At 49.8% G+C, this 12,301-nt stretch carries 13 protein-coding genes; 9 read left to right on the top strand and 4 right to left on the bottom strand.

The features are described from left to right. Window positions 1-2 precede the first annotated feature (2 nt). The 8 genes from OGY10_RS05530 (at window position 3) to panD (ending at window position 7,959) form a co-directional block, all read left to right on the top strand. Window positions 3-2,612, top strand: a complete 2,610-nt coding sequence (locus OGY10_RS05530) for an outer membrane usher protein (RefSeq protein WP_286576429.1) — start codon at window positions 3-5, stop codon at window positions 2,610-2,612. Next, a complete protein-coding gene (locus tag OGY10_RS05525; RefSeq protein ID WP_008786238.1) occupies window positions 2,599-3,162 on the top strand; it encodes a fimbrial protein in 564 nt (187 codons plus the stop codon). Before OGY10_RS05530 ends, OGY10_RS05525 begins: the two co-directional genes overlap by 14 nt. 14 nt (window positions 3,163-3,176) lie before the next feature. After that, window positions 3,177-3,752: a fimbrial protein gene (locus OGY10_RS05520; RefSeq protein WP_008786237.1), complete on the top strand. Its 576-nt coding sequence runs from the start codon at window positions 3,177-3,179 to the stop codon at window positions 3,750-3,752. 51 nt (window positions 3,753-3,803) lie between these two features. Beyond that, entirely contained in the window at window positions 3,804-4,385 is a 582-nt protein-coding gene (locus tag OGY10_RS05515; protein ID WP_008786236.1) for a fimbrial-like protein, read from the top strand. 33 nt (window positions 4,386-4,418) lie between these two features. After that, window positions 4,419-5,639 (top strand): fimbrial protein, encoded by a 1,221-nt coding sequence (locus tag OGY10_RS05510; RefSeq protein ID WP_153687605.1) that lies wholly within the window; start codon window positions 4,419-4,421, stop codon window positions 5,637-5,639. A gap of 116 nt (window positions 5,640-5,755) precedes the next feature. Then, window positions 5,756-6,550, top strand: coding sequence for a 3-methyl-2-oxobutanoate hydroxymethyltransferase (panB, locus tag OGY10_RS05505; RefSeq protein ID WP_048236117.1), 795 nt, complete (start codon window positions 5,756-5,758; stop codon window positions 6,548-6,550). Between the two features lie 78 nt (window positions 6,551-6,628). Next, a complete protein-coding gene (gene panC / locus OGY10_RS05500) occupies window positions 6,629-7,483 on the top strand; it encodes a pantoate--beta-alanine ligase (RefSeq protein WP_008786233.1) in 855 nt (284 codons plus the stop codon). A gap of 95 nt (window positions 7,484-7,578) precedes the next feature. Beyond that, on the top strand, window positions 7,579-7,959 hold the full coding sequence (panD, locus tag OGY10_RS05495) for an aspartate 1-decarboxylase (RefSeq protein ID WP_000621526.1): 381 nt from the start codon (window positions 7,579-7,581) through the stop codon (window positions 7,957-7,959). Between the two features lie 6 nt (window positions 7,960-7,965). Here the strand turns inward: panD and OGY10_RS05490 are convergent, their stop codons facing one another. The 4 genes from OGY10_RS05490 to OGY10_RS05475 all read right to left on the bottom strand — a co-directional run bounded on the left by OGY10_RS05490 (window position 7,966) and on the right by OGY10_RS05475 (window position 11,494). Further along, window positions 7,966-9,195, bottom strand: a complete 1,230-nt coding sequence (locus OGY10_RS05490) for a polysaccharide deacetylase family protein (RefSeq protein ID WP_286576413.1) — start codon at window positions 9,193-9,195, stop codon at window positions 7,966-7,968. Between the two features lie 61 nt (window positions 9,196-9,256). Further along, window positions 9,257-9,697, bottom strand: coding sequence for a PTS sugar transporter subunit IIA (locus OGY10_RS05485; RefSeq protein ID WP_125362724.1), 441 nt, complete (start codon window positions 9,695-9,697; stop codon window positions 9,257-9,259). Window positions 9,698-9,800: 103 nt separating this feature from the next. After that, entirely contained in the window at window positions 9,801-10,571 is a 771-nt protein-coding gene (locus tag OGY10_RS05480) for an ABC transporter permease (protein WP_008786229.1), read from the bottom strand. Continuing rightward, window positions 10,568-11,494 (bottom strand): ABC transporter ATP-binding protein, encoded by a 927-nt coding sequence (locus tag OGY10_RS05475; RefSeq protein ID WP_003829469.1) that lies wholly within the window; start codon window positions 11,492-11,494, stop codon window positions 10,568-10,570. Before OGY10_RS05475 ends, OGY10_RS05480 begins: the two co-directional genes overlap by 4 nt. Before the next feature lie 108 nt (window positions 11,495-11,602). Here OGY10_RS05475 and can point away from each other — a divergent pair, with 108 nt between their 5' ends. After that, a complete protein-coding gene (can, locus tag OGY10_RS05470) occupies window positions 11,603-12,265 on the top strand; it encodes a carbonate dehydratase (RefSeq protein ID WP_008786227.1) in 663 nt (220 codons plus the stop codon). Window positions 12,266-12,301 lie beyond the last annotated feature (36 nt).

The following is a 12,301-nucleotide window of genomic DNA, read 5'->3' as shown; positions in this document are numbered from 1 at the left end:
CGATGCCGAAAAAAACGCTACTGGCGATGTGCTGTGCACTGCTTTACAGCCAGCCCGGTTTTGCCGCAGAAAGCGTCGAGTACGACAGCTCATTTTTAATGGGAAGTAGCGCGGCTAGTATCGATATCAGTAAATATTCCGACGGCAACCCTACGCCAGCGGGAACCTACAGTGTGAAAGTTTTCGTCAACGAGAAATCAGTAGCAAGCCTGACCCTTCCCTTTGTTGATGTTGGTAAAAATAGCGCGCAAGCCTGCCTGACGTCGAAGAATCTGGCACAGCTGCACATTAAGCAGCCTGAGATCGGCAACGAACACGCTATTCTGAAAAAAGGTGATGAAGATGGGGATGACTGCTTAAACCTACCTGCACTTATCGAGCAGTCAAACGTAAGCTTTGATATGGGTGAGCAGCGCCTGGATATCTCCGTTCCTCAGGCGTGGCTCATTAAAGGTTATTCTGGCTATGTCGAGCCCTCCTTGTGGGAAAGCGGCATCCCGGCAGCCCTGTTTTCCTATACCCTTAACGGCTACCACAGCACCAACCACGATACTGACAGCGATAGCTTGTATGCTGCATTTAATACGGGCATCAATCTCGGTGCATGGCGTCTTCGTGCCAGTGGTAACTACAACTGGGCGAAGGACGGCGGCAGCAATTTCGAATACCAGAACCGTTATCTGCAGCGCGACCTCCCGGCACTACGCTCACAGCTGATTGTCGGCGAAGCCTATACCACTGGCGAAACCTTTGACTCGGTGAACATCCGCGGGGCACGTCTGTATAGCGACACGCGTATGCTGCCTTCACAGTTGGCTAACTATGCGCCTATTATCCGCGGCGTCGCCAACACTAACGCCAAAGTGACCGTGACTCAGGGCAGTTATAAGATTTATGAAGCGACCGTTCCGCCGGGACCTTTCGAGATCAACGATATCAGCCCTTCCGGCTACGGTAGCGACCTGATCGTCACCATCGAAGAAGCTGATGGCAGTAAACGTACTTTCTCCCAGCCGTTTTCTTCGGTCATGCAGATGCAGCGCCCGGGCGTCGGACGCTGGGACGTGAGCGTCGGGGAAGTCAATAACGACGAACTTCATGACAAACCAAACCTGGCGCAGGGCTCATACTACTACGGTCTGAACAACTTTCTGACGGCCTACACCGGTATTCAGGCAACGGACAACGACTATTTCGCTGGACTCCTCGGTCTGGGTCTGAATACACCCTTTGGCGCACTGGCGGTTGACGTTACCCATTCACGCGCAGATATCCCTGACGACGATACCTATCAAGGCCAAAGCTATCGCTTGACCTGGAACAAACTGATTGAAGCGACCGATACGTCGTTCAACGTCGCGGCCTATCGCTACTCGACGCGAGACTACCTGGGCCTGAATGACGCGCTAGAGCTAATCGACGATGCCAAATTCAAAGGTACTGACGCTGAACGCAATACCATGAATAACTTCTCGCGTATGAAGAATCAGGTCACCGTCAGCATGAACCAACCTTTGCAGTCCGCTGAGGTTGATTACGGTTCATTTTATCTGTCAGCCACCTGGACCGACTACTGGGCAAGCAACGAGAGCCGCAGCGATTACAGCCTGGGTTATGGCAAAGGATTTTCCTGGGGCAGCATGAGTATCAACCTGCAGCGCACCTGGGATGAAGAAGGCGAAAAGGATGATTCGCTTTATATCAACTTCAATATTCCGCTGGAGAACCTGCTGGGTGGTGAACGTCGCCGCTCAGGGTTCAGCAACTTGAGCACCCAGATGCGTACCGATTTTAACGGTGGGCACCAGATCAGCATGAACAGTAGCGGCAGCAGCGAAGACAATAAGCTGAACTACAGCGTGAATACAGGCTACACCATGCAAAAAGAGGGGAAAAACATCTCCGATATTGGTGGATATACCAGCTATCAGTCCCCATGGGGAGATCTTTCAGCATCCGCCTCGGCGAATAACGACAGTAACCGTCAGTATTCGCTCTCCACTGACGGCGGTTTTGTGTTGCACAGCGGTGGCTTAACGTTTACCAACGACAACTTTGGCAACAGCGATGCCATTGTGCTGGTGAAAGCGCCTGGCGCTAAAGGCGCTCGGATTAACGGTGGAAGCAGCACAATTGATCGCTGGGGTTATGGCGCAACGAACTCACTGACGGCCTACCGGGAAAACCAGGTCAATCTCGACATCGATACGATGGATAACGACGTCGAGCTGAAGAGCACCAGCACCACACTGGTACCACGCGATGGTGCGGTCGTTTTCGCCAGTTTCGAAACCGATGAAGGACGTTCAGCCATTCTCAACATGACGCGCAGCGATCACCAGACGATCCCATTCGGCGCCGAAGTTTATGAGAACAATGTACAGATCGGCAATATGGGCCAGGGCGGCCAGGCTTTTGTCCGCGGTATTAGCGATAACGGCGAACTTACGGTGCGCTGGTTTGAAAATAACCAACCCGCAACCTGTACGGCAACCTTCCTGTTGCCAGCAACGCAACAAACGGTCGGCACCAGCCAGACCCTACTGTTAGACAACATTACGTGTCGTGTCATTAACCACAATACAAATGGAATCCCCAATGAAAAGGAATAAGCGCTTTTTAGCTGCCTCCGTACTTGCGATGATATTTCCGCTAGCCAGTCACGCAGAATCTATCAACGTCGACTTTACTGCTACGGTAATAGCATCAACCTGTAACATTAAATTAACAGCACTCAATGGTTCGAGTGTTACAGACAATGGTGGGGATAAATACACTTTAACAATCCCTAATGTCGGCCTGGATAAAATTGAAAATGCAACGACTGCTGCGCAAGCCGATTTTAAATTAGTCGCGACGGAATGCAGTGCTGGCCTTAATAGTATTGTGACCAAAATAACGGGGACGACTATTTCCGGTAAGTTAATTAAAAACACGCTCACCGATACGACCGCTGCAGAAAATCTTGGCATGGGATTTAAACTTGTTAATACAGAGGATTCAGAGTTTATTACTCCAGATGGTTCAAGTAGTGTGACATGGGACGCCAATAATATTGCAAATGGCTTAGACATGACCGTTGCATTACGTGAAATCACGCAAGGACAAGGGACTCCTGGTGACTTTGAATCCTCAGCAACTTTTAGCTTTACCTATAATTAACAAGGACGAATAGCATGAGCCTAAAACTAACTAACACACTCTTGTTTAGCACACTATTAACAATAGGTACAGTGCATGCTGCTGAAACCAGCAGCCTTGAGCTAAAAGTAAAAACGACCGTCACATTGGGAACATGTTCTGCTCAGGTTATGGATGGTGATATTGCTACCAACACCATCGCTCTGGGAGATGTAACTTCATCGCAAGTTATAGCAAAAACATATACCAAACCGTTTAAAATTCGATTCAGTAATTGTGCTGGTTTGCCAGAGAGTAAAGCAACTATCAAATTTGACCGCAAGTCTGGAACCTCCTGCGCAGGTAGTAACGGGCCAGGGTTTCGAAATATTGGAGGAACATCATCCAGTATAGGACTTGAGCTATGGACAACAGAACAACCATCTGGTGCAGATAGCGTGCAATTGCTTTGTAACACACCCAACGCACAGGTAGTTGATGTATCTACAGCGAAAGGAAATACGAACTTCGACTATAAACTAAGCGCTCGATTGTTTGATGTTAGTGGTTCGGGTAAAATAGGTGCTGGTACATTCACATCGCCAACGACTTTGACAATTACATACCAATAATAGTTGATATAAATAGAACAACTATTTACTAAAAAATATATTGGGGTAAATATGTCATTGCATAGAAATTTCTATTTATCTTTATACTTAGGGCTGACAGCAGCCCTTTTTTCGCTATCCTGTCACCCCAGTATAGAGTTAGATCTTACAGCTAACATTATTAACAATACGTGTAATATTGAGGTTAGTGACGGCGGTACTGTTACTTTTCGTACAGTAGGGCTCGGTTATTTTGTACCTGGCATAACCTCTGAATCTGATTACGAAGGTGGTGAAATATTTTCCATCAAACTGTTGAGCTGTCCTGTCAGTGATAACGAAATAACCAAGGTGACGTTTGAGTTCACGCCGCAAAGCGGGCAGTTTGCCATCGGCAATCAACAGGTGTTTGCCAACGAGCTCACCAAGAGCGCAGGTGGGGCAGAAAACGTCGGCGTAGTGATATTTACCACGGACGTCCCGCGTAAGAATGTGTTGAATACTGATGGTACATCGCGAGCAACCTTTAGTGCAACGTCCTACAGCGATACCAGCTGGACCTTTTATTCCAGAATGCAAAAAATCCTTGATAGCGGCACGGTGACGCCAGGTCAATTAAGTAGCCATGTACTTGTCAATGTCACCTACCAATAAAATTCGGAACGACCATTAATAGGGAAATTAGCCATGAAGAAAAACATAGTCCTTTTAATATCATCTCTATTTTTATGGTTAGGAGCCAGCAACGCTTATGCCTGGTCTGTCTATATTGGGCAAGCGACCTCGTATCAAGGAGGTGCAGAATATGCAGATGTACAAGACTACTCAGTTCCATTCTCATGGAACCTGCTCCCTTCAGTTGCCGCCCATACAGAATCAGGATTACGCGAACTTGCTGTTTCTAATGCGACAGAATTTGATCCCAAGCATGGACTTAATTGTAACTATAACCACGATGTTCATAGTGTAAATCTTTATCATGGTTTTCAGAGTGCGGGTATTAAAAATAATAGCGGCAATCCATTATGGAAAACAAATACTACGGGTTTGTATCTTGGTATGGAAATTACCAAAATTAACTTTGGCACCGCCTATTATCCAGGGAGTTCATTTTGGGTTGACTGGAACGGCGGTGGTACGGATTATAAGTCCTTTGATCTGAATTTCATTAGTACCTCTTATGCAGATTTCTCCACTTTCTGTGATTCAATCGCATGGAAGAAAGGTTATTTTGAAATGGGGGGAATTGTTCTGTGGATTAAATTCCATCTTTATGCTGATGATACATTTAAGCCAACCACATCAGCAGTTAACGTTACCTTTCCAACAAGTACCGGATACAACTTCCGATTTAAGCTTTCAGACACCAGTATCGGTGGTGGCAACCACTACCTTGATTACGTCATCAGTCCAGGTTCAATAACGATTCACTACCCAACATGTACCGCCACTGCCGTTACAGGTGAAGGTGTTTCAGGATCTACCGTGCCTTTTGGCAGTCGCAACGCAGAAGAACTGAAAGGCGACGGTGTGACAAAAGACTTTTCAATAAAATTAAGTAACTGTACCTACATTAAGAATGTCGAAGTGAAGTTAGGATCAACAATAACAGGCAGCAGTGACAACGCATTATTGGGTAATACTTTAACATCTGGTGCCGCCAGCGGTATTGGCGTGACGGTTGCCGGCGAGAAGAATCCAGCAAGCATCAGCGACTGGATGACGATCATGCCAAACAACTCCAGCTCCGTTTATAAGTTTACGAATATGGAAGACTATACCTATAGCAATATCGGTAACCCCGATCAGATTCTGAATTTCAGAGCAACGCTGAAACAAGACGGTAGCAACACCATCAAACCCGGCGAGTTCAAAGCGACAGGCAGCTTCACTATCGACTACCCCTAAGCGCGTTAATCCGGCGGCTCTCGCTGCTGGGAATACACACAAAGGGCTAACGCTTTTCTGCTTCATTCCCCTACAATGCGGCCATTATATTCATCAATATTATGGCCGGAGAGGTTATGAGCAAACCCACCACTATCGCTGTGTTGCAGAAATGCAAACAAGAGAAAAAGCGCTTCGCGACTATCACCGCCTATGACTACAGCTTCGCTAAGCTGTTTGCCGATGAAGGCATCAACGTGATGCTGGTCGGTGATTCACTGGGCATGACGGTACAGGGGCACGACTCCACCCTGCCCGTCACCGTTGAAGACATTGCTTACCACACCCGAGCCGTGCGTCGCGGCGCACCGAATTGTCTGCTGCTCTCCGACCTACCGTTTATGGCTTATGCCACTCCGAAGCAGGCGTTTGAAAACGCTGCGGTGGTCATGCGCGCGGGCGCTAATATGGTCAAAATCGAAGGCGGCGCCTGGCTGGTAGATACGGTGAAAATGCTCACCGAACGCGCGGTGCCGGTTTGCGGCCATCTGGGATTAACGCCCCAGTCGGTGAATATCTTCGGCGGCTATAAAATTCAGGGCCGCGGCGACGCCGGGCAGGTACTGCTGGATGATGCGCTGGCCTTAGAAGCCGCTGGCGCTCAGTTGCTGGTGCTGGAGTGCGTGCCGGTTGAGCTGGCGAAGCGCGTCACTGAAGCGCTGTCGATCCCGGTGATTGGTATCGGCGCCGGTAACGTCACCGACGGACAAATCCTCGTCATGCATGATGCCTTTGGCATTACCGGTGGCCATATCCCGAAATTTGCGAAGAATTTCCTCAATGAAGCAGGCGACATGCGCGCCGCAGTGCGGCAGTATATGGCTGAAGTGGAGTCCGGCGTTTATCCGGGCGAAGAGCACAGCTTCCACTAATTTTCTGACCGTGCCGGATGACGACGCTACGCGTCTTATCCGGCCTACGGTACCTCAGGCAACTCAAGGAGTCTTGTCGTGTTAATCATTGAAACCTTGCCGCTGCTACGCCAGCATATTCGTCGTCTGCGTCAGGAAGGCAAACGCGTCGCACTGGTTCCCACCATGGGCAACCTGCACGACGGCCATATGAAACTGGTCGATGAAGCAAAAGCGCGGGCTGATGTGGTGTTCGTCAGCATTTTCGTTAACCCGATGCAGTTTGACCGACCAGACGATCTGGTGCGCTATCCGCGTACCCTGCAGGAAGATTGCGAAAAGCTGAACAAGCGTAAAGTCGATTATGTCTTTGCTCCGGCCGTTGAAGAGATCTACCCGCAGGGTCTGGAAGGCCAGACTTTCGTTGATGTTCCCGGCCTCTCTACCATGCTGGAAGGCGCCAGCCGTCCAGGCCACTTCCGTGGTGTTTCCACTATCGTCAGCAAGTTGTTTAACCTGATCCAACCCGATATCGCCTGCTTTGGTGAAAAAGATTTCCAACAGCTGGCGCTGATCCGCAAAATGGTAGCGGACATGGGTTATGACATTGAGATCGTTGGCGTACCGATTATTCGCGCCAAAGACGGTCTGGCCCTCAGCTCACGTAACGGTTATCTAACAGCAGAACAGCGTAAAATTGCGCCAGGCCTGCACAACGTGATGAACGGTATCGCTGAAAAGCTGATTGCGGGTAATCGTGAGCTGCAAGAAATTATTACCATTGCCGAACAAGAACTGAATGAAAAAGGTTTCCGCGCCGACGATATTCAGATTCGTGATGCCGACACGCTGCTGGAGTTGACTGAAACCAGTAAACGCGCGGTGATTCTGGCCGCAGCATGGCTGGGTCAGGCTCGTCTGATCGATAATCAAAGCGTTACATTAGCCCAGTAGACAGGGGTTAAAAATCGGGCAATACTGCCTGAAGATTTCTCAAAGCAGGCCAGTCGCGCCTGCTTAGCCAAGGTAAACGACAGGGTATAGAAGTTATGATTCGCACCATGCTGCAAGGCAAGCTCCACCGCGTAAAAGTCACGCAGGCGGACCTGCATTACGAAGGCTCCTGCGCCATCGACCAGGATTTCCTTGATGCCTCAGGTATTCTGGAAAATGAAGCTATTGATATCTGGAACGTGACCAATGGTAAACGTTTCTCAACCTATGCCATTGCGGCTGAACGCGGCTCCAGAATCATCTCGGTGAACGGTGCAGCGGCGCACTGTGCTGAAGTTGGCGACATTGTGATTATCGCCAGCTTCGTCACCATGTCTGACGAAGAAGCCCGTACATGGCGTCCGAAAGTGGCCTATTTCGAAGGCGACAACGAAATGAAACGTACTGCAAAAGCCATTCCGGTACAGGTCGCCTGACAGCCCTTACCCCTGCGGCTGATTGACTATCAGCCGCGACATTGTTTCCAGCGAATCCGTCCGCAGAATATACAGCCGCTTTAGCAACATCGGGTTATCGCCAGGCTTCACCTTCCCTTTCACCGTCGTCACCGCCAAATGAAAACCAGCGTCATGCGCCGCTTTCACCGCCGTCGCGTTATAGCCGCCAAACGGGTAGGAAAGATAGAGCACATGCGGATTAAACTGCCCGAGCGCCCGACGGGAGTGTTCAAAATCAAACAGAATATTGTGATAGTTACGGCTGAGTAAAATTGGTCGTCGCTGGCCATCCACCCGATGCAAGAAATGGGTGTGCGACTGGAAGTCGAACACGTCTTTGATCCCTTCCAGCTCGGAAATACTCATAAACTGCAGCGATTTTGGATCCCACTTCTGTGGGTGGCGCTTGATACGTGAGCTAATGATAAACGCCGTCGCCTTAAAGCCATACTGCTTGAGGACTGGATGCGCATAGCGGCTAACGGACTTCAGGCCATCATCAAACGTAATAACGACCGAACGCGCCGGAAGGTTTGCGCGATTATTGAGGTAGTCTTCTAACTGATACATCGTCAGCGTGGTATAGCCCATATCTCGCAGCCAGGTCATCTGGTTACTGAACGCGCGCACTGATGTGGTGGTGGAGGTATGACGAAAACGCGTGTTCTCTTCATCGCGCAGAATATGATGGTAAGTCAGAATCGGGATACCGTTATCCTGCTGGGCATCCAGCGCGCTGATATAGGCCAGCCGCTCGCCGATGCGAATCTGATACCAGGTCTGATTCAGTCTGTCTTTCAGCCGACTGAGCACCGGGTAACGTAGATTCTCAGCCAGCGTACCAAACGGCGCACTGCCTACGTCCGGCGCGTTATAGACCGGGGTATCTTTCCAGGTAATCAGGTTCTGGTTACTCAACGGTTTATTTAAGTCACCCAGGCCGTCTTCCACACGCTGATGCCCCTGCACAGGTTCCAGGTGCCCTTTGTCGATGTAGCCTTTGCCAAAACCGAAGTTGAAGGTGTAGTAATCCTTTGCATCCGGTTCAACGGCAATAATCTGTCCGGCGCGTAAATTACCGACAGTCTCCGTCTTATTGCCAATATGCGCCCAGATCACCGCATCCTCCGTGGTTTGCATATAGCGAGCGGGCAAGGCCGCACCTACGCCACCAGAAAACAGGAGCAACAGAACAAACAGAACGCGCATAACCATATGATTTAACCGAGGCGAGAAACCTCGGTTATTGTATCAAAAGCATCATCAATACCAATGATTAATACTCATACAAATCATGCTTCAACACGAAGGGGGGATTTTTTTGTTGTTGATGCCAGAGGCTGGAGACTTCGGGGCCGCCAAGCGCGACGATGCAATCGCGAAACGCAGAACTGCTCAGCGATTCCCGTGACGAAATCATTCGCTCAAGCAATGGATAGCTGATACCTGAAATCACTTCGCACTGGGGATGTTTATGACTCATTAACGAAGCCACACGGTAAGGCGCAGCCCCGGCCATATCCGTCAGGAATACTACCCCTTCACCAGAGTCTGTGGCATGCAGGGCATGGCACATCATGCGGCTTAACATATTCGAGCTGAGCCCACGCCAGAAACTTACCACCTGACATTGCTCCAACGGGCCGTACTTTTTCTCCAGACGATGCAGCATATCCTGTGCCTTATCGTCATGACAGGTAATTACCCAACCTAACATTGCCTACCTCCTTAGCAGGCAAGTAGTTTATCAGGGTGATAAATCGGTAATGGTGATAAGCATCAAAAGTCTTCCTCTCCCGAGTCAGGAGAGGAAGAAAGAATTAGCTACGCAGGCCGCGTCCGCGCTGAATCAGGTACCAGCACAGCAAGTAAAACGCCGCAATGAACACCACCAGCACGCCAAACGTGGTGACCAGCGGAACATCATGAATACCCAGGAAGCCGTAGCGGAAGCCGCTAATCATGTAGACAATTGGGTTCAGATGCGACAGTCCCTGCCAGAACGGCGGCAGCAGCGTTAACGAATAGAACACGCCACCCAGATAGGTCAGCGGCGTCAGCACGAAGGTGGGGATCAGGCTGATATCGTCAAAGGTTTTAGCAAAGACTGCGTTCAGCAAACCGGCCAGCGAGAACAGTACCGCCGTTAACACCAGCGTGAGCGCCACAAAGACCCAGGAATGCACCTGGAACGGTACGAAGAACAGTGAAATAGCCGTGACCAGAATGCCTACGCACAGGCCACGCGCCACGCCGCCGCCGACGAAACCGGCGATAATCACGTGCGTCGGCACCGGGGCGACCAGCAGCTCTTCGATATTGCGCTGAAACTTGGCGCTAAAGAATGACGATGCCACGTTCGCGTACGAGTTGGTGATCACTGCCATCATAATCAGCCCCGGCACAATAAACTGCATGTAGCTAAAACCATGCATTTCGCCGATACGCGAGCCGATCAGGTTACCAAAGATAATAAAATAGAGCGTCATGGTGATGACGGGAGGCACCAAAGTCTGGATCCAGATACGCATAAAGCGGTGGATCTCTTTCGCCCAGATGCTTTTCAGCGCAACCCAGTAAAGCTGCATCATGCGCGATCTCCTTGTTTTTCATGCACCAGAGAAACAAACAGTTCTTCCAGTCGGTTCGCTTTGTTACGCATACTCAATACCTGAATGCCCTGTGCGCTCAGCTGAGAGAAGACGCTGTTGACCCCTTGTTCACGCAGAACCTCCACTTCCAGCGTGGAAGTGTCGACCAGTCGGTACTGATAACCTTCCAGTTTCGGCAGCGGACTTTTTGGTGCCAGATCGAGGATAAAGGTCTCGGATTTCAGCTTGGAGAGCAGACTCTTCATCGAGGTGTTTTCCACCAGCTCGCCGTGCTGAATAATGCCGATATTACGACACAGCATTTCCGCTTCTTCGAGATAGTGAGTGGTCAGAATAATGGTGGTGCCTTTGTCGTTTAAATCCTTTAAAAAGCCCCACATTGAACGACGCAGCTCAATGTCGACGCCCGCCGTTGGTTCATCCAGAATGAGTAATTTCGGCTCGTGCATCAGCGCACGGGCAATCATCAGACGACGTTTCATCCCACCAGACAGCATGCGCGCGCGCTCGTTACGTTTTTCCCATAAATCGAGCTGCTTTAAATATAGTTCGCTGCGTTTGACCGCTTCTTTATGCTCAACACCGTAGTAACCCGCCTGGTTGACCACGATCTGCTGCACGGTTTCAAACGGGTTAAAGTTAAACTCCTGTGGTACCAGGCCAAGCTGGCGTTTAGCATTAACCGTATCTTTTTCAAGATCGTATCCGAAGACACTCACCCGCCCGGAGGTTTTATTCACCAGCGAGCTGATTATTCCAATGGTGGTGGATTTTCCTGCGCCATTCGGTCCCAAAAGCGCATAAAAATCACCCGCTTCGACTTGCAAATCTATCCCGCGTAACGCCTGAACGCCACCGGGGTAAGTTTTTTTAAGTTGTTGAAGTTCCAGAGCAATGGTCATGTTTTTATACTTACCTTACGTTCTGACATTTTATATATAGTTTAAATAATGATGGAGTTACCCTATATTAGCCCATCGAATTTATCTGGCTTCGGGTCGTGCTACTCCATGAAAGACATAGATACACTCATCAGCAACAATGCACTATGGTCAAAGATGCTGATAGAAGAAGATCCCGGATTTTTTGAAACGCTGACACATGCCCAGAATCCGCGTTTTCTATGGATTGGATGTTCCGATAGCCGCGTTCCCGCTGAACGATTAACCGGTCTTGAACCGGGCGAATTATTTGTTCACCGCAATGTTGCCAATCTGGTTATTCACACCGACCTGAACTGTCTCTCAGTGGTTCAGTATGCGGTGGATGTGCTGGAAGTGGAACATATTATTATATGCGGCCACTATGGATGCGGCGGCGTCCAGGCGGCGATTGAAAATAAAGAACAGGGGCTGATTGATAACTGGTTACTGCACATCCGCGATATCTGGTTCAAACACAGCTCACTGCTGGGCGAAATGCCGCAGGAACGTCGTATGGACACCCTGTGCGAACTGAATGTCATGGAACAGGTCTATAACCTGGGCCACTCAACCATTATGCGTTCAGCCTGGAAGCGCGGTCAGAAAGTGACCATTCACGGCTGGGCTTACGGTATTCATGATGGCCTGCTGCGCGATCTCGACGTCACCGCCACCAGCCGCGAAACGCTGGAACAGCGCTATCGCCAGGGGTTGTCTAACCTGAGTCAGAAACACAGTAACCATAAATAATGTGACATTGCCGGGAGGCGGCGACGCCTTACCCGG

The sequence above is a fragment of the Citrobacter sp. Cpo148 genome (assembly GCF_030332375.1).
Lineage (GTDB): Bacteria > Pseudomonadota > Gammaproteobacteria > Enterobacterales > Enterobacteriaceae > Citrobacter > Citrobacter portucalensis.
This window is presented reverse-complemented; position numbering and strand designations above follow the sequence as displayed.

Bases quoted from the DNA above. Each gene is read 5' to 3' on its own strand.
- OGY10_RS05530 (WP_286576429.1), top strand. From the start codon at position 3: ATGCCGAAAAAAACGCTACTGGCGATGTGCTGTGCACTGCTTTACAGC.
- OGY10_RS05525 (WP_008786238.1), top strand. From the start codon at position 2,599: ATGAAAAGGAATAAGCGCTTTTTAGCTGCCTCCGTACTTGCGATGATA.
- OGY10_RS05520 (WP_008786237.1), top strand. From the start codon at position 3,177: ATGAGCCTAAAACTAACTAACACACTCTTGTTTAGCACACTATTAACA.
- OGY10_RS05515 (WP_008786236.1), top strand. From the start codon at position 3,804: ATGTCATTGCATAGAAATTTCTATTTATCTTTATACTTAGGGCTGACA.
- OGY10_RS05510 (WP_153687605.1), top strand. From the start codon at position 4,419: ATGAAGAAAAACATAGTCCTTTTAATATCATCTCTATTTTTATGGTTA.
- panB (WP_048236117.1), top strand. From the start codon at position 5,756: ATGAGCAAACCCACCACTATCGCTGTGTTGCAGAAATGCAAACAAGAG.
- panD (WP_000621526.1), top strand. From the start codon at position 7,579: ATGATTCGCACCATGCTGCAAGGCAAGCTCCACCGCGTAAAAGTCACG.
- OGY10_RS05490 (WP_286576413.1), bottom strand. From the start codon at position 9,195: ATGGTTATGCGCGTTCTGTTTGTTCTGTTGCTCCTGTTTTCTGGTGGC.
- OGY10_RS05485 (WP_125362724.1), bottom strand. From the start codon at position 9,697: ATGTTAGGTTGGGTAATTACCTGTCATGACGATAAGGCACAGGATATG.
- OGY10_RS05480 (WP_008786229.1), bottom strand. From the start codon at position 10,571: ATGATGCAGCTTTACTGGGTTGCGCTGAAAAGCATCTGGGCGAAAGAG.
- OGY10_RS05475 (WP_003829469.1), bottom strand. From the start codon at position 11,494: ATGACCATTGCTCTGGAACTTCAACAACTTAAAAAAACTTACCCCGGT.
- can (WP_008786227.1), top strand. From the start codon at position 11,603: ATGAAAGACATAGATACACTCATCAGCAACAATGCACTATGGTCAAAG.